16 protein-coding genes are annotated in these 17,628 nt (G+C 47.0%); 10 read left to right on the top strand and 6 right to left on the bottom strand.

From position 1 onward, the window contains the following. Nucleotides 1–67: 67 nt before the first annotated feature. From kbl to F0P94_RS08170, 4 genes are all read left to right on the top strand, one after another. Nucleotides 68–1,258 carry a glycine C-acetyltransferase gene (kbl, locus tag F0P94_RS08155; protein ID WP_150903380.1) on the top strand — a complete coding sequence of 397 codons (1,191 nt, stop codon included), beginning with the start codon at nucleotides 68–70 and terminating at the stop codon, nucleotides 1,256–1,258. Nucleotides 1,259–1,679: 421 nt separating this feature from the next. Further along, the gene (locus tag F0P94_RS08160; RefSeq protein ID WP_150903381.1) at nucleotides 1,680–2,252 is read left to right on the top strand and encodes a tetratricopeptide repeat protein; all 573 of its coding nucleotides are present in this window, start codon (nucleotides 1,680–1,682) and stop codon (nucleotides 2,250–2,252) included. A gap of 146 nt (nucleotides 2,253–2,398) precedes the next feature. Then, nucleotides 2,399–3,034: a peroxiredoxin gene (locus F0P94_RS08165; protein WP_150903382.1), complete on the top strand. Its 636-nt coding sequence runs from the start codon at nucleotides 2,399–2,401 to the stop codon at nucleotides 3,032–3,034. A gap of 141 nt (nucleotides 3,035–3,175) precedes the next feature. Further along, nucleotides 3,176–3,811: a peroxiredoxin gene (locus tag F0P94_RS08170; protein ID WP_150903383.1), complete on the top strand. Its 636-nt coding sequence runs from the start codon at nucleotides 3,176–3,178 to the stop codon at nucleotides 3,809–3,811. 225 nt (nucleotides 3,812–4,036) lie between these two features. Here F0P94_RS08170 and F0P94_RS08175 read toward each other — a convergent pair whose 3' ends face one another. The 3 genes from F0P94_RS08175 to folP form a co-directional block, all read right to left on the bottom strand. Then, entirely contained in the window at nucleotides 4,037–4,648 is a 612-nt protein-coding gene (locus tag F0P94_RS08175; RefSeq protein WP_150903384.1) for a hypothetical protein, read from the bottom strand. A gap of 525 nt (nucleotides 4,649–5,173) precedes the next feature. Continuing rightward, on the bottom strand, nucleotides 5,174–6,016 hold the full coding sequence (gene cdaA, locus F0P94_RS08180) for a diadenylate cyclase CdaA (protein ID WP_150903385.1): 843 nt from the start codon (nucleotides 6,014–6,016) through the stop codon (nucleotides 5,174–5,176). Then, nucleotides 6,009–6,890: a dihydropteroate synthase gene (gene folP / locus F0P94_RS08185; protein WP_317133060.1), complete on the bottom strand. Its 882-nt coding sequence runs from the start codon at nucleotides 6,888–6,890 to the stop codon at nucleotides 6,009–6,011. The genes cdaA and folP overlap by 8 nt, the downstream gene beginning before the upstream one ends. A gap of 25 nt (nucleotides 6,891–6,915) precedes the next feature. On the opposite strand from folP, the gene F0P94_RS08190 reads away from it, so the two are divergent. The 6 genes from F0P94_RS08190 (at nucleotide 6,916) to F0P94_RS08215 (ending at nucleotide 15,224) form a co-directional block, all read left to right on the top strand. Beyond that, a complete protein-coding gene (locus F0P94_RS08190) occupies nucleotides 6,916–7,455 on the top strand; it encodes a DUF1599 domain-containing protein (RefSeq protein WP_150903386.1) in 540 nt (179 codons plus the stop codon). A gap of 343 nt (nucleotides 7,456–7,798) precedes the next feature. Then, nucleotides 7,799–8,890, top strand: a complete 1,092-nt coding sequence (locus tag F0P94_RS08195) for a BT_3928 family protein (protein ID WP_150903387.1) — start codon at nucleotides 7,799–7,801, stop codon at nucleotides 8,888–8,890. Between the two features lie 392 nt (nucleotides 8,891–9,282). Continuing rightward, entirely contained in the window at nucleotides 9,283–10,347 is a 1,065-nt protein-coding gene (locus F0P94_RS08200) for an ABC transporter permease (RefSeq protein WP_150903388.1), read from the top strand. Nucleotides 10,348–10,349: 2 nt separating this feature from the next. Then, nucleotides 10,350–10,877 carry a shikimate kinase gene (locus F0P94_RS08205; RefSeq protein WP_150903389.1) on the top strand — a complete coding sequence of 176 codons (528 nt, stop codon included), beginning with the start codon at nucleotides 10,350–10,352 and terminating at the stop codon, nucleotides 10,875–10,877. Between the two features lie 71 nt (nucleotides 10,878–10,948). Next, complete coding sequence (locus tag F0P94_RS08210) at nucleotides 10,949–11,557, top strand: sterol desaturase family protein (protein WP_150903390.1); 609 nt, start codon at nucleotides 10,949–10,951, stop codon at nucleotides 11,555–11,557. A gap of 1,423 nt (nucleotides 11,558–12,980) precedes the next feature. Then, nucleotides 12,981–15,224 carry a T9SS type A sorting domain-containing protein gene (locus tag F0P94_RS08215; protein ID WP_150903391.1) on the top strand — a complete coding sequence of 748 codons (2,244 nt, stop codon included), beginning with the start codon at nucleotides 12,981–12,983 and terminating at the stop codon, nucleotides 15,222–15,224. 121 nt (nucleotides 15,225–15,345) lie between these two features. On the opposite strand, the gene F0P94_RS19635 is transcribed toward F0P94_RS08215, so the two are convergent. From F0P94_RS19635 to F0P94_RS08225, 3 genes are all read right to left on the bottom strand, one after another. Continuing rightward, entirely contained in the window at nucleotides 15,346–15,522 is a 177-nt protein-coding gene (locus F0P94_RS19635; RefSeq protein ID WP_191906969.1) for a hypothetical protein, read from the bottom strand. Nucleotides 15,523–16,133: 611 nt separating this feature from the next. Then, on the bottom strand, nucleotides 16,134–17,093 hold the full coding sequence (locus F0P94_RS08220) for a cation diffusion facilitator family transporter (protein ID WP_150903392.1): 960 nt from the start codon (nucleotides 17,091–17,093) through the stop codon (nucleotides 16,134–16,136). Then, on the bottom strand, nucleotides 17,090–17,563 hold the full coding sequence (locus F0P94_RS08225) for a transporter substrate-binding domain-containing protein (protein ID WP_150903393.1): 474 nt from the start codon (nucleotides 17,561–17,563) through the stop codon (nucleotides 17,090–17,092). Before F0P94_RS08225 ends, F0P94_RS08220 begins: the two co-directional genes overlap by 4 nt. Nucleotides 17,564–17,628: the final 65 nt, after the last annotated feature.

Raw genomic sequence — 17,628 nt, forward strand, 5'->3', positions numbered from 1 at the left:
ACCATTTAAGGGATGACTTCTACTACAAGCAACGCTTACCGAACAACGAATAACGAACAACGAAAATATGTACGATACCTTAAAACCCGCCTTAGAAAAAGAACTGGCCGAAATTCAGGAAGCCGGTTTATTTAAAAGAGAACGCATTATTACCACGCCGCAGGGTGCCGATATCCGCACCGACGAAGCCGGCGACGTGATCAACTTTTGCGCCAACAACTACCTGGGCCTTTCTTCCGATCCGCGTGTAACGGAGGCTGCCAAACGCACGATAGATTCCCACGGTTACGGCATGAGCTCGGTGCGTTTTATTTGCGGCACCCAGGATATTCACAAAGAACTGGAACGTAAAATTGCGGACTTTTTAGGAACCGAAGATACCATTTTATATGCCGCCGCTTTCGATGCAAACGGGGGCGTTTTCGAACCGCTTTTAGGTGAAGATTCTGCCATTATCTCCGATGCCCTGAACCACGCTTCTATTATAGACGGCGTGCGTCTTTGCAAAGCCCAGCGCTACCGCTACGAGCACAACAACATGGCCGATCTGGAAGCCAAACTGCAGGAAAGCCAGCACCTGAAGCACCGCATTATCGTTACCGACGGTTCTTTTTCGATGGACGGAACCATTGCGCAATTAGACGTGATCTGTGACCTGGCCGATAAATACAAAGCCTTGGTAATGGTAGACGAATCGCACTCTTCGGGCTTTATCGGCAAAACTGGCCGCGGTACGCACGAATACTGCAATGTAATGGGCCGCGTAGATATTATTACCGGTACCTTGGGTAAAGCCTTAGGCGGCGCCATGGGTGGTTTTACTTCCGGCCGCAAAGAAATTATTGAAATGCTGCGCCAGCGTTCGCGTCCGTATTTGTTTTCAAACTCCCTGATGCCGGCTATTGTAGGCGCTTCCATTGCGGTTTTAGATTTCCTTTCCGATACCACCGAACTCCGCGACCGCCTGGAAAAAAACACCATGTACTTCCGCGAGAAAATGACCGCTGCCGGTTTCGACATTAAGCCGGGCGTGCACCCGATCGTGCCGATCATGCTCTACGATGCCAAACTGGCCCAGGATTTCGCTTCCAAACTGCTCGATAAAGGTATTTACGTAATTGGTTTCTACTACCCGGTAGTTGCCAAAGGACAGGCCCGTATCCGCGTGCAGCTTTCCGCCGCCCACACCCAGGCACACCTGGACAAAGCCATTGCCGCCTTCACCGAAGTAGGCCGGGAACTGGGAGTTTTAAAGTAATCAGACGATTTGAAGATTTGGAAATTTGAAGATTTGAAAATGTAACTGAATGTGAATTGCCGGTAAAAACACCAGCAATGGTGTGAGATTATTGGGTCATCCCGAACGAAGTTGGGGGAACTTATGGGGGCCGCATATTTTAAAATGGATAGTCAGACAAATCTTGCTACGCTCGCTTAGTGCTTGTAATCTCCATACGTTTCTTCGACAAGCTCAGAATGACCTGCTTTCTTTCTTAGTTATGGCTACGGTGAAAACACAAATAATGGCGTGAATGAAGGCAATAACCTATGAAGTTTTAGGTTAGGAGTAAGATTGCTTTTTTGCCGCTGTTGTTTTCACTAAAAGCCTTCCTGTTGTTTAATCCTCAAATTTCCAACTCTTCAAATTTCCAAATCATTACATTCCCCTTTTAAGAAAAATGAAACGCATACTTTTTTACCTTTTACCGCTACTGTTTTTGATTGCCTGCAACAAGGGTAAAGAAAAAGAGAGAGCGAACCTAAGCCCGCGCGATGCAGCTGTTAGTAAGATCGACAGCCTGGAAACCCAGATCCGGGCTTCGGTGGATAAGCAGGAAAACCCCGATGTAACGCTGGCGCTGAATGCTATTAAACATTACCGCTATTTTGCCGCCGATTTCCCGCAGGACAGCCTGAGCCCGGATTATTTGTTTCGGGCAGCCCAGATCTACGAAGGCGTGTTGCAGGATCATGCGGAAGCCGCTGAAATTTACGGCAGCGTTTATGAGAAATATCCCAAATATAAGAACCGCCCCATGATGCTTTTCCACCAGGGCAACGCTTACATCGAAGCGCAGGATACCGCTTATGCTTCTTTGTATCTGGGAAGATTTATCCGGGAATACGGCAACCACCCCTTTGCCGACGATGCCCAAGGTTTGCTGAATATCATGCGGATGAACGATGCCCAGTTGCAGGATTTCCTGACCAAAGCCCGGAAACAACCGGAAGGCTCCGCGCAGCATCAGTAATCTGTTTCAGCCAGTATTTCAACCTCCTGAACAGTGCAGCCGCTTGGGTTGCACTGTTTTTTTATGCCTAGACCTTAAACCTTTCGGCTGGCTGCCGGTTTCCTAAAGAAAATAGCAAGCGACAGCAGTTGCTAAACGTAGGAAATATGGTGTTACAGTTAGGAGACATGGCCCCGGATTTTACCGTGGGCTCTACCGAAGGGGTGATCGAGTTTCATAAGTGGCTGGGCGATAGCTGGGGCATGTTGTTTTCGCATCCCTCGGCGTTCCATTCGGTTTGTACCACCGAGCTGGCCGTGCTGGCCCGGCTCAAACCCGAGTTCGATAAACGCAACACCAAGCTGCTGGGCCTGAGCGTGGATACGCTGGAGTCTTATTTCGAATGGTTTAAAGATATTAAAGAACTGGAGAATGTAACCATCAATTACCCGATGATTGCGGATTCGGACCGGAAAGTAGCCAGTATTTACGGCATGATCCACCCAAATGAATCGCAGACGTTTACCATTCGCAGCCTTTTCCTGATCAATCCCCAGAAAAAGATCAGGCTGATGCAGATATACCCCGGCTCGTTGGGGCGCAGTTTTCAGGAAATTTTGCGGGCGCTGGACTCTTTGCAACTCACCGACAAATACGAAGTGGCTACCGGAGCAGAATGGAAAAACGGCCAGGATTGCATTATCATGCCTTCGGTGCCCGACAGCGAGCTGCATGCCCGGTTCCCGAAAGGCTTTCGGGAGCTGAAACCCTACTATAAGGTTACACCCCAGCCTAATTTGTAAAAAGGTTGAAAAATATATTTTTGTTAATCCGGTTAGCAGAAAATGCCAGCCGAAACAGGTTTTTCAGGTCCGGCAGACAACCGGTTTTTTAGTAGTTTTACCCGGCGGAGAAACGGATCTCCGTGCATTAATCAGTATAAAATGGCTTTACAACTAGGAGACATTGCCCCGGATTTTACGGCCGAAACCACCGAAGGCACTATCGAATTTCATAACTGGCTCGGCAACAGCTGGGGCGTTTTATTTTCGCACCCCGCCGATTTTACGCCGGTTTGTACTACCGAACTAGGGGCCGTGGCACGGCTGAAGGGCGAGTTCGATAAACGGAATACCAAAGTTATTGCCGTAAGCGTAGACGACGTAGAATCGCATAAAAGCTGGATAAACGATATTAACGAAACCCAGCACACCACTATGAATTTCCCGATCATTGCCGATCCGGAACGCAAAGTGGCCGACCTCTACGGCATGATCCACCCGAATGCAAGTAATACGCTTACCGTGCGTTCGGTTTTCATTATTGGTCCGGACAAGAAAATAAAACTTACCTTAACGTACCCGGCTTCTACCGGCCGTAATTTCCAGGAGATCCTCCGCGTACTTGATTCCCTGCAATTATCGGCACAATACAGCGTAGCTACCCCCGCCGACTGGAAAGACGGCGAAGATGTGGTAATCTCCAACGCTATTAAAAACGAAGACATCCCCGCCAAATTCCCGAAAGGTCACCGCGAGATTAAACCTTACCTCCGCATGACGCCGCAGCCGAATAAGTAGGATCTGGCGGTTTGGAAATTTGAAGATTTGGAAATGAGGGTATGGATTTCTGAGCTTTCTCAAGTCTTCTAAAGTGTTTCTAAGTACAGTAGCGTTTAGAATAATCGCTCATTAAAAATCCCGGTAGCTCAGGGTTTAAACCATGCGCTACCGGGATTTTTAATTTTGAGCCATCTTCCTAAAAAATGCTATGCTTTTTGTAGAAAAAGGCGTAGCGTTTTCAATTTAGTTGGTAGCCATCAAATTATCGGTATTCACATACAGGAGCTGTACGTGTTGGTCTTTGGCTTTGCCGGCATTTTCCTGAACAAGTTGTATTAGGTGTTTCGTCTGCCGGTTCATCATCCGGTTCCAGAAAACCACAATGGTATAATCTGCTGAAATTTTATTTTGCGGTTTTGTGGTTGGCAGGGGTATTAAATAGCGGCTAAGCGTTTGGAGGTCTAGCAGCGAATCTAGCGGAGCTTGTGGCTTGGGCGGAAAAGAATTGAACTGTCCTTCTTTGTTCCAGGCTAAGTTTGGGAAACCACCGGCGTAGCAGTTAATGTAGAATACCTGAAGCCGGCCGTCTTTATCGAAAAATAGAGATTGTAAGGCTTGGCTGTGATTATTGATTTGTTGGAAGTAACGTTTTTGATCAAATGATTTCAGGTGTTCAAAAAAATAGGCTGTGTCCAGTTCAAAAGAGTTCTCCAGTGGGATGTTATACTTCTTGGCTTGCGAAGCAATCTCGGTTTGGTTTAATTTTTTCGGACTTTTGATACCATATATGCTGCCAGCTAAAAAAGAGCAACTGCTGCAAAACAAAATGATAAGGACGGGAACAAGGCGGAACATAGAAATAAGTTTTTAACAAATTAAAACTTATTTCCTGGGACTACAAAGGTGTTTAGCAGCGGATGTTACACAAGGTCGTTTGTCTGAACTAGGATTTATAGGATTAAATGATAAAAATTATTCCCGACCAAAATAATTACTACGGGCTTGGAGGGGAAGAGAAAAAAGAGCAGGTACAAGGTATTTGAAACTGCTTAAGTATTCACAATATTGGTTTTAAAGCTTTCACAGGGAGCTTATCGAAATTCCTCTTTCCTTGAGCATATCTCGCTCCTGAATTCGAATTATTCCTATTTCGGAATAAAATCCTGTCTATCTTATCAATCCTTAAAATCGTGTTCAGACAATCCTGCTTGCCTAAAAGCAGTAAATAGTTTCCGGGCCGGAGTACAGTAGGTTTTTACACCGGAAAAGTAAAAGTAGTTAATGTTAATTCATCTGATCGCACAGCCTACCGCCTCATGCAAATGGGGAAAAACAATCAACAATTAACAATCAGCAATCAACAATTTAACCATTAAACAATTAAACCGCAGGTTGGCCTAGCTTTTCGAAAGCAGGTTTGTTCTGGCGCGAATCGAAGAGGAACTGGTTTAGTTTGGAGCGGAGGTCGGACGAGGAAAGATTGCGGTAAACGGCGCCTTCGTTCACAATACTGATCTGGCCGGTTTCTTCCGATACTACCAGAATTACGCTATCGGTTACTTCGCTTAAGCCAATGGCGGCGCGGTGGCGCAAACCCAATGAGGCCGGCACATCTTCGCTTTCGGTAACCGGCAGAATGCAGCGGGCAGCTTTAATGCGGTTGCTCGCTACTATTACAGCACCATCGTGCAGCGGACTGGTTTTGTTGAAAATAGAAAGTAGTAAACGCTTGGAAATGGCTGCATCCAGGAAATCGCCGGAATCGGCGTAAAACTGTAATTCGGAACTTTTGGCAAAAACGATCAGGGCGCCTGTGTTTTTGCCGGCTAAGCTTTTGGCCGCTTCAATGAACGGCGTCAGGTTCATGCGGTCGGTGGTTTCTTCTTTGCGCCACGGGAAGCCCCGGAACAGCTTGTCGTTATTGAAAGCCGTGGTTTTCCCGATTAAAAGCAGGAATTTCCGGATCTCCTGCTGAAAAAGGATGATACCCGCAATAACACCTACGCCCATAAATTGCCCCAGAATGGCGGTAAGCAATTCCATGCCGGCCGCTTTCACAATTAAATAGGTAAGGTAAATACTCAGGAAACCGACAAAGATCTTAAGCGCGACGCTGCCGGTAAGCAGTTTGTAAAGCTGGTACAGCAAAATGGTAACCAGCAGGACGTCGAGCACGTCGATCCAGCCAATTTCCATAAAACCGATAGCAAACAGCTTAATCACGTTGTGTTGTCTTTAAAAATAATTTAATGGTCTGAACAGCTTCCTTTACGTCGTGCACCCGCAGAATTTTGGCGCCTTTTGTTAAAGCCAGCATGTTTAGGGCCGTTGTTCCGTTCAGGGCTTCTTCCGGAGCAATTCCCAAAGCCTTATAGGTCATCGATTTCCGCGACATACCGGCCAGTACCGGTAAACCCAGTATTCTGAGGCTTTCCAGCTGATTCAGCACTTCGTAGTTCTGTTCCACCGTTTTGGCAAATCCGAACCCCGGATCGATGATGATGTCTTTCACTCCCAACTGTTTCAGCGCATGAACTTTTTCGGCAAAATACGCCAGCAGTTCCGGCATCAGATTTTCGTAATGCGTCAGCTTGTTCATGGTTTGCGGCGTACCGCGCATGTGCATCAGGATGTACGGCACCTGCAGCTTTGCCGCAGTAGCAAACATCGCGCCATCCAGACTTCCCCCCGAAATATCGTTTATAATCGCAGCTCCTTCCCCGATTGCAGCCTCTGCTACGGAGGCCCTAAATGTATCTACGGAAATTATGGCATCCGGGAACGCTTTCAGGATACTTTTTATGGCCGGAACGATACGATTTTTCTCTTCTTCAGTCGGAATATCGGTAGCGCCGGGCCGGCTGGAGTAACCGCCGATGTCAAGCATGGCAGCGCCTTCCTGCAACAGTTTTTCGGTTCGTTCCAGTATCGTTTTTTCGGAAAAAGTACGGCTGCCGGCAAAAAAAGAATCGGGCGTGAAATTCAGGATCCCCATGGCTATGGGATCGGCAAGTGAGAGGAGATTTCCGCCCACGTTAAGCGTACTTTTGGTTGAAAAAAATGTATCTTTCGGGTTCAAATCCGGTTTCGGGTTCAATAGTTTTAAAAGTAAGATTAAAAAGTTGATTAATCAAACGCTGCAGGAATATAATAAGGTTATTGCGGTTTGCCGCGATACGTTCGTGAAGAAAACCAAGGATTACGGCACCGCCTGGCGCGTGCTCCGGCTGCCTTCCATCACCGATCAGATCTTCATCAAAGCCCAGCGCATCCGCTCTATTCAGGAGAAAGGCGTGCAGCGGGTAGAAGAAGACATTACCTCCGAATTTGTGGGCATTATTAATTACTGCGTGATCGCGCTCATGCAGATGCACCTGCTCAACAACCCGGAAATGAACCTTTCGGCCGAAGAAGTGGAGCAGATGTACAACCGCGAAATAGAGCAGAATATCGAACTGCTGGAAAACAAAAACCACGACTACGGCGAGGCCTGGCGCGACATGCGGATCACCTCCATTACCGACATTATTCTGATGAAGCTGCACCGCACCAAGCAAATTGAAGACAACCAGGGCCAGACCCTTATTTCGGAAGGCGTGGAAGCCAATTACCGGGATATGATAAACTACGCCGTCTTCGTTCTGATAAAGCTGGGGTTTTGACCCCACCCCAACCCTCCCCTAAAAACAGGGGAGGGAGTTTTTTTGTAGGGACAGGTCGCGACCTGTCCGCACGCATATTGAATAACCGTCAGCTAAAGCAGACGGCAATGAAAATGAGGCCTGAGCGTTGATAAAATGATTTTTGACTGGAAGCCTAACGTTTTCAGGCTACTATAAAAAAACGGAAGCTAAAACCAAACTACTGCCCCAAAAGCTCCCCTCCTAACAAAGAAGGGGCCGGGGGTGGTTGAAGACTACAACGAAAGAAAACAAACTAAAATCATCTGCCGAAAAGTCCTCCCCTGTTTTTAGGGGAGGATTTAGGTGGGGTAAAACAAACATTATGAAGTGGATTACGCGCTTTTGCTGGATCTTTGTCGGAGTGCTTTTCATCTTTTCCGGCTTAATTAAGATCAACGACCCGGCTGGTACTGCCATTAAGCTGGAAGAGTATTTCGAAGTTTTCGGCCACGATTTCGGTTCGTTCTTTCTGAGTTTCCGGCCGCTGAGTCTGTACCTGGCTATTTTTCTGAACGTACTGGAAATTGCCCTGGGTGTAGCCCTGCTCATGCGCTGGCATTTAAAAACGGTGCTGAATGCCCTGCTCGCGCTCATTGTTTTCTTCACCTTCCTGACTTTTTATTCGGCCTACTTCAACAAAGTAACGGATTGCGGCTGCTTCGGCGACGCCATTAAACTTACCCCGTGGGAATCGTTTACAAAGGACATTGTGCTGCTGGTTATGATTGTGATTCTGATCGCGACCAAACGCTATATTCCGGCTCAGAGAAACTACCGGATGGCCGGCATTGTAACCGGGATAGCCACCGCGTTTTCCTTCCTGGTGGGTATGTACGCCATTCTGCACGAACCAATCCTCGATTTCCGGGCATATAAAGTAGGCAACAACATTCCGGCTTTAATGAAGCCATCCGAACCGCTTCGCTACAAATACATTATGGAGAAGAACGGCCAAGAAAAGGAATTTGAAGTTTACCCGACCGATACCACTTGGGTTTACAAAGAAATGGTACCCCTGAACCCGGAAGCCGGCCCGAAGATCACCGATTTCAGCGTTTGGAACGATGAAGGCACGTTTACCGACGAAGTATTTACCGGAAACAAGCTCCTGATCCTGGTGCATACCGTAGAGAAAACCGATAAAAGTGCTTTTGCCGAAATAAATAAACTGGTTGAAGAGCTGCAAGGTGCTCCGCTCCAGATCTGGGCCTTAACTTCCAGCGGTGGTCAGCAATTCGACGTTTTCCGCCACGAACAAAACTTAGCCGTTCCTTTCTACTTCACCGATGCTACCGTGCTCAAAACTATGATGCGCTCCAATCCGGGTATTATGCTCCTGAAAAACGGTACCGTAGTTGGCAAATGGAGCCGTAACGATGTACCGACAGCGGAAGAGGTGAAATCGAAGTTGTAAGGTCGTTGCTCGTTGTTCGTTATTCATTGTTCGGGATGCCGGATAGAGAGCAACGAGCTTGAAATTTAGGTCATCCTGAGCGCCAGCGAAGGACCTCGTCGGCGAACAGTATGAAAATTAGCTACAACGAGAAAATGAAAGGCCTGTTTTTTTGTGTACATCATTACAAACCCTAAGAAATCCGTGCTTTACACTGGTGTAATTAACAAAAAGTTGGACGAGAGCTAAGAAGGAAGCTTTGATTGCAATTGCAAACCCGAACTGGGATTTTCTGGAAGTATAAGTGCTTTTCGTTAATTTCTCTGCAGTTCTCCAACGAGGTCCTTCGCTGGCGCTCAGGATGACAGAACCTTTAAAGCTTCGAATCAACAACGAACAACGAATAACGAAATTTGAAAACAGTATCCTTTTTACTTAAAAGACTCGCGCACGGCCTGCTGATCCTGCTGGGCGTGGTGGTTACGGTTTTCTTTTTGTTCAACGTGCTGCCCGGCGATCCGGTAGCTTTGCTGGCCGGTCAGCGTTCCGACCTTTCCACGCGCGAAGCCATTACGAAAGAACTGGGTTTGGATAAACCGTTGCCGGTACAGTTGCTCTACTACGTAAACGATATTTCCCCGCTGGGTATTCACGCTGCCGATTCTGCTACGCAAGCCAAATACGATTACAAGAAAATAGTGCCGGTTTCCGGCGAAAAAGTGCTGGCCTGGAAAACGCCTTACTTGCGGCGTTCCTTTCAGAGCAATAAAAATGTAACCGATATCCTGCTCGATCATTTTACCGGAACGCTTTGGCTGGCCGCCGCCGCTATGCTTATTGCATCTGTAATAGGAATTACATTTGGCATATTAGCAGCGCTTAAACCGCACAGCTGGCTCGATCACACGCTCATTTCCACGTCCATTCTGGGAATTTCGGTGCCATCTTTTGTAGCCGCCATTCTCATTGCCATGACTTTCGGTTTTTACTGGAGCCACCTTACCGGCTTAAACCTGACCGGGCAGTTATTCGAAATCGATCCGTTTGAAGGCCGGAAGCTGGAATTGCGTAATTTAATTCTGCCGGCAGTTGCCCTGGGAATCCGTCCGCTGGCCATTATTACGCAATTAACCCGAAGCTCTATGGTAGATGTTTTGAGTCAGGATTACATCCGGACGGCACGCGCTAAAGGATTGTCAAAAAGCAACATTATCCGGAAACATGCCCTGAAAAATGCCCTGAATCCGGTAATTACGGCCGTTTCCGGCTGGCTGGCTTCGCTTATGGCGGGTGCGTTCTTCATCGAATACATTTTCAACTGGAAAGGCCTGGGTTCGGTAACCTTACGGGCGGTAGAAAACCTCGATTTTCCGGTGGTAATGGGCGCAACCCTGTTCATCGCTTTCCTGTTCATTCTCATCAACATCCTCGTCGATCTGATGTACACCGTGCTCGATCCGCGGGTGAAACTCGACTAGCCATGCACATCTATTTAATCGGTATGCCCGGCGCCGGAAAAACTACCCTCGGCCGGCAGCTTGCCGCTACTCTGAACCTTCCTTTTATTGATCTGGATGAAGCTATCGAAAAGCAGGCCGGTTTAACCATTCCACAACTATTTGAGCAAAAAGGAGAAGCTTATTTCCGGCAACTGGAATCCGAAGTTCTGAAAACCGTTTCTGATTCTGCCGAAAGACTGGTAATTGCCACCGGCGGCGGCACGCCCTGCTTTTCCGACAATATGGCTTTTATGAACAAAAATGGCACTACAGTTTATTTAAGAACCGAACCGGATGTTCTGGTGCAAAGGCTTTTAAATCAGGAGTTAAGCCAAAGACCTTTACTTAAGGGAAAATCGGAAACAGAACTGCTGGCCTATTTAACGCAAACAATAACGGCCCGGCAACCGTTTTACTTACAGGCTGGTATTATTTTTGAAGCGCGGGATAATATGCAGGCTGTGGCACAACTGTCAGCTTTTATTAGTCGTTTCGAAAGCAGTTGCTAAGCGATGGCAGGCTTATATAACAAAATTAGCTACTTTTACCCTGAAGAAAACACGTACAAATTCCCATACCTATGAAACCGAATCATAAAGGCAGTGCCCAATTGTTCGAGAACCCTTTTCTGGAGCGGCTCACCAAAACCCATATTGCGCTCCCGATTTCTATTTTCATTGCCATTTCTATCGGGCTTATCTATTATGGATTCATGCATGGCTTCCTCGATGTGCTTTCGGCCATTGGCTTGTTCTTTGCCGGCTGGCTGATCTTTTCTTTGATCGAGTACATGGCGCACCGGCACGTATTCCACATGGAGCCTACCAATAATTTTAAAAAGAACATTCAGTATAAATTCCACGGCAACCACCACGACTACCCGAAAGATAAAGACCGGCTGGCCATGCCGCCCATTGTGAGTTTGTTTATTTCCTCTTTCCTGTTCTTTACCTTCAGACTGGTTTTCGGACAGTTTGTATTCGGTATTGTAGCCGGTTTACTGTTTGGCTACGCGCTTTACCTGTTCGTGCACTATGCCGTACATGCCTACGCCCCGCCTAAGAACTTTCTGAAAACGCTCTGGATCCACCACAGCATTCACCATTATAAAGATCCGAACCGTGCTTACGGCGTATCTTCTCCGCTTTGGGACTGGGTATTCGGTACCATGCCGGAACGGAAGAAATAGATAGTTATCTTTATCTATTGAATTAAAAAGGGACTTCGGCCCCTTTTTTTTATGCCCGGATTTTACCTAAAGCTGGTGCTCAATAGCCTATAAACTGAAGAGTAATTCCGTTCGCCGTTGTTGCATATTTTCATTATAGCTATCAGACTAAGTTGATATATTGTGTTATCGCGGCCTTGTGAAGGCAGGGCAGTTTTATCCTAAAAAAACAGCTTTTTCAGATACTTTTATCCGAAAACTTCCTGTTAGGGGTCTATTGATCCCCGGATTGTAGCCTGAAAATGGACCACGCGGGCTAATAAGCCCGCAACAGGATGCTTCCGGATCAATAGATCCGAAAGATCAAACGGAGAGGATCCGCTAGAATGAAACAGCCCTGCTTGTGAAGTGAACTATCGCATGCCGAACCCTGACGAAAAGCATTTTTTACAGCTACGCTGGATCCTTTCGACTCCCGTCTCAGGAATGCTCAAATGGCGCAGTAGTATGTAATAGTTTCTTCGGAGCTTCCCTCGCAAGTTTCGTGGTCCCGCCCTTGCTTATGCTCTGTATGGCATCATGCATTGGCTTCGTCTGATGATTATTCTGTTTTTGCCGGCCATTATCTTGCAGCCTGCTTTTACCCGATAAATAAAACTTTTTGAAGCGCCAGAGTCTTCTTTGTGCAGCACTGGGGCTTTTATGTTTCAACTGTAAGCCGGTTCCTGTCTAATACACAAGGGTATTTTTGAGACTTTTAGCAAGTGCCGTAATTACGTATCGGTATAGCGAGCCAACATATTGCCGGCCGAATTGCCGGTTCTTTTAGCGGTTTGAGCTGCATGCTTGCAATCTTCATGTTCTATCAGGCTCTTTAGTTGTAATTGGGTAAAGTACATCAATCTGTACGGCGATTTATGCACAATTTTGTCCACAGGCTTATATGTGCTTTTTCTTCCGGAATTAAGTCTAGATTTTATGAATTAAGTTTTAAAAAGCCCGCCCCGGTAGTAGTTATCCTCATTTTAGTGAAAATTATAATGCTTTATTCATGCACGCTGTTAGACGGGAAATTGCTAAAATATAATTTAAAAGAGGATTAGTGCCGCAATGTGGATAAGTAAGGTTGTTTTTCGTTTTCCACAGGCAGAATTCCAAAAAGTATAAACCGGTCAATTATAAATTTACACATTGTCTTTGAAAAAGCAATTTTTTTAAATATTGTACAATGGTATTTAACCAATAATAAATATCAAATATAGTTATATTAGGCTATATAAATATGATTTAATACAGAAGTAACATTTTATTAAATATTTAAATTTTCATATGTTTAAAAATAATGTATAAATATATCCATAGTGTTTGCGCTGTTACCTTGTTGTGTGAATAACTTTGGAAAGGTGAAAAACCCTTTCTAAACCCTCTAAACCACACAACACCTATGAAAAGGAGATTTGTACTTTCCCGATCCGCAATTGCCGCCTGTATAGCTGCCTTATGTCAGCTCGGAACCAGCGGAAAAGCCCAGGCCCAGGTAAGCATTAACCAGCTTGGCAGTTACACCCAAAACTTCAATAGCCTGCAAAACACAGGCACTGGTACCTGGACAGATAACGTTACCCTGCCGGGTTGGTATGCTGCCAACGGTACCACGGCGGCAACGGCCTATGTAGCAAGTAATGGTTCATCCACAACCACCGGGCTTAAAAGTTATGGTTCTGCCGGTAGTACCGACCGTGCCCTGGGATGTGTGAACGCTGCCAGCGGCACGCATTACTATGGTGTTCGCCTGAAAAATAATACCGGCAGCACGATAAGCCGGTTTATTATTTCCTACACCGCCGAATTATGGGCCAAACCCAGCGGTAATAAAAATGCTACGGTAAAATTCCATTACCAGGTTGGCGGAACCAGCCTGAATGCCGGAAACTGGACCGAGCAAACCGTAGACCAGCTTACCTTTAAAACCGGCGGGGGAGGTGCATCAACGCTTAATGGCAACCTGGCAAACTACCGCTCTACCATAACGTTCTCTACGCCTGCACTTAACCTGGCACCAGGCGCCGAAATTATGTTCCGCTGGGCTGATGCTACCTCCAATGGTATCTATGTTGGGCTCGATGATATTACCATTACGCCAACCAATTCCAATTTGTATTACAGCAAAAGTTCCGGCGCACTTACTACGCTTTCCAGCTGGGGACCCAATACCGACGGGTCAGGAACGAGCCCGTCTGCTTTCAGCAATGGTACCTTTATCATAGCCAACCGCACAACTTCCACCCTGACCGCCGACTGGACCGTAGCCAGTACTGCCAAAGTGCTGTTAGGAGAAGGCACCTTTACTGTGCCGTCAGCCTATAAGTTGGTTGGAACCATAGATGTGGCGGCTAATACTACCCTTACTTTAGCTAATACCGTGCTGCCAACGCTGGGAAATCTTGCCGATAACAGTAAGATCATTTACAACAGCAGCAGTACCCAGGCCTTGCCGGGTGGTGATTATAGTATTCTTACAATTTCCGGAACGGGAACCAAACAACTCAGTGCCAATACCCGCATTAAGAAAAGCCTGGAATTTACCGGTGCAAAGCTGGAACTGGGAAACTATGACCTGGAATTATTCCCGGATGCCCTTATTTCAGGAGTAAGTACCTCCAGCTATATTGTAACCAATGGCAGCGGCAGCCTGGAGCAGGAAGTTGCCAACGATGCCGTAGACGTTATTTTTCCGGTAGGAACCAGTGCTTACATGCCCGTACGGATCAGGCAGAGCAGCGCCGGCACTACCGATAATTTCCGGGTGAAAGCAATCGACGGTGTTTATCCGAGCTACATTAATAACCAGCCACACGGGAAGCCGTTCCAGGAAAAAGCCGTTAACCTTACCTGGATCGTAGACGAAGAAGTGACTGGCGGCTCCGACGTAACCCTTACCATGGAGTGGGACGGAAGCAAATCGCTTTCCAATTTCGATGCTTCCAAAACCCAGATCAGCCACTTTTATAACGGCTCCTGGGATGATGCCACCCCTGTAAGCGCCAATAACTTAACCGGCCGGTATTCGCTGAGCCGGAGCGGCATTACTTCTTTCTCGCCTTTCGGGGTATTTTCCGGAAGCCCGGGAACCCTGCCGGTAGAGCTGGTTAGCTTCCAGGCCCTGCGTACCGATAAAGGCGTAAGCTGCACCTGGGCTACGGCTACCGAAAAAGACAACAGCCATTTTTCGGTAGAAAGAAGCCTGACCGGGAAAGAATTCAGCCCGATCGGGACCGTTAAAGGCACCGGAAATTCCTCCCAAACCGTTTCCTATACGTTTCAGGATGAGCAGGTGCCGGCCAGCCTGGTTTACTACCGCCTCCGCCAGACCGACTTCGATGGTACCGAATCTTTCTCAAAAGTAGTGGCCGTAAGAAAAGCAGAAAGTAATAATTTGCTGAAAGCTGCCTTGTATCCGAACCCGGCTGGCGGTATTCGCTACCTGAAAGCAGAACTGGCCGAAGCAACCCCCGCCGAAATAACGGTAACAGATGCACAGGGAAAAGTAATTCTGCAGGCCAGGGCCGGAGCAGAAATGCTGAAGTACGGCTTCCCGCTGAACCTGGCGGGGCAACCCAAAGGCGTTTACTTTATTTCCGTAAGAACCGATAAAGAAGTAAGCACCCTCCGGGCTCTGCAGCATTAACAGTGCTGAACCTAAAGTGTTGAACCTAAAGTGTTGAACCTAAGGTGCTGAAAACGGTACTTAAATAGGCAAAAAAAAGCCTGCTCATGTTTCTGAGCAGGCTTTCTTATTCCAATCGAGATTAGCGTCGTCCGCGGATAACCCGAAGCAGCCACATAATAAGCAGTACAACTAAAACAATGCCTATTACGGCAGTCCACATCCCGGCTTTAAAAATGTTGCCGATTGCTTCGCATCCCGATAAGGTGAAAAGCAGGATAATGACCAGCGCGCTAAAATATAATTTCAGGTCTTTCATAGTTTTGTCAGGTTTAGGTTAGAAACAAAACAACATTTTGGCTGTTGCTTAATATATAACTGATACTATTTTTAGCGGAAAAGGTTTGTGTTGTTGCGCTTAGGGGAGGTTTGTGTTCCTGATTCGTATTCCTGAAAAACGTTTTTGCCTTTTGTAAAGCCCTTGGAAGTGGTTCCCAAAGCCTATCTTTGTGTCAGTACCGGTAGTACTTTTTCCCCGAAAACATCAATAAATTGTTCCTGAGCCAGGTTTACGTTGTGCAGGTATAAATGCGAAAAGCCCGGTTTCGGATCCTTGCTTAACCATTTAATATGTTCTTCAGGATCGGCTGAAATTTTAACGTGTGGTGCAAGGCCTTATCTTTATTTTTTTGCCAATATAGCTACCGTTTCGCCTCCAATACTTACTATTTGCCAAATGTTTATCCACGGATATTTGTTTTTTAACGGTTCCGGGTTTAAAGCATTGTAGCCCTGTTCTTTCAAAATAAGTAGTAAGGCTAAAGTAACCGCATAACTTGTCTGGAAATGCAAAAACATAACCCACCGAATTATAGGGCTTTATGTGATTTTAGTCTCGATACTAATATCCAGATACCAATGTCTTTCTACTTAAGCCGAGCTTTGGGAGGGCAGTTCTTTCACCGGCATAATCACAAACTCCTGGATTCGCCAGTCCAGTTCCTCGATTTCTTTTACAGCTTTTTCGATGTGCCCGGTCAGGTTTTCTTCCGAAACCGGTACCACAAAACCTTCGCCTAAATAAACGTGCCCTTCTTCCCGCAAGCGGATGTTGCAGTTCCGGATCCAGGCTTTCCCGGCCAGCAGCGCTTTTACTTTCCCGATCAGCGGGTCGGTTTCCTGCTCATTTACCGTTTTAGGGGTTTCGTCCATCAGGTCGAAAATGGCCTGTTTTAAATTAGTGAAGCCGTCGTGGATAATATCTACCGAGATCAGGAGCGCTGCCGTAGCATCGGCCCACCACCAGCCCATACCAATTCCCACAATACCGAAAATGGCGGCCAGGGCGGTCATCCAGTCGGCTTTATTCATCTGGGCATCGGTGTACAGGTTTTTCTCGTGCAGTTTTTTGGCCAGCGGCAGTTTCATCCGGCCCAGAAATACGGCCGGAATGCTGGAATAAAGCAAAACGGCTATCATGATGTATCCCAGCCAGATCGGTTTTCCAAACAGTACGATAATGCCGATGGTAGCATGTTCGGCTTTCAGGAGGGTAGAAACGGAATCGATCACCAGGAAAGCGCCCACGGCAAACAAGGCCACCGAGCTGCACAAATACGCAATGCTGATAACCCGGTGGTACCCGTACGGAAAATTCTTATTCGGCGCTTTGTGGTAGATGCGCGACGCGATCAGAAACGAAATGGAAGGCGTAAGGCTGAGCAGGTCTTCGAACCAGGCTGTTTTCATGGCCTGCGAATTGCCCATTACCAGGTACATCAGGGCGGTGGTGCTGAGCAGGTAGAAGATCGTGATCCACTCCAGTTTTTTTGCTTTATTGAAATCCGGGATCAGTTCGCGGGGGTATTCAAAACTCTTGAGCAGCTTCATGGCTTTATTTGCTTTTTAATTTCCGCTTCCTGTTGGTATAAAAATTCTTCCAGCTTCTTTATAAAAGCATTTTCGCCATGGATCACGGCCATTACGTGTTTCTTCTTCCCCTGCTTGGCATACGGCCGGGTAAAGGATACCTGCTTTTTCCAAGGGTTGTCATGGGTAATGCCGGCCACCACCAGGTGCAGCTCATCCTTCTCCAGTTTTTCCAGCAGGTTCTGCTCAGTGTCGTTTTCCCATTTTATGGTGGTTGGAATGGTGGCGGCAAAGGCTTTTACCAGGTCCGCCTCCAGGCCGGCAGGTTCCTGGGCGGTTTTAACGATCCAGGGCGGGTTTTCGGAATAACCTACCCGTAAGGTGTCGTTCTGAATCTTGGCCAGGGTTTTTTCCGGGTCTTTGGGGAAATTGCCGTTGCAGGCCTGTAATACCCATACGGCCGGCAGGAGGAATAGAAAAACGTACTTCATTTGAAAGCGCTGCGGGAATGTTCGGATAGCCGTTGTGCTATATAGCAGCCGGTAGGCATACGGAG

The organism is Adhaeribacter soli (genome assembly GCF_008727925.1).
Classification (GTDB): Bacteria; Bacteroidota; Bacteroidia; order Cytophagales; family Hymenobacteraceae; genus Adhaeribacter_A; species Adhaeribacter_A soli.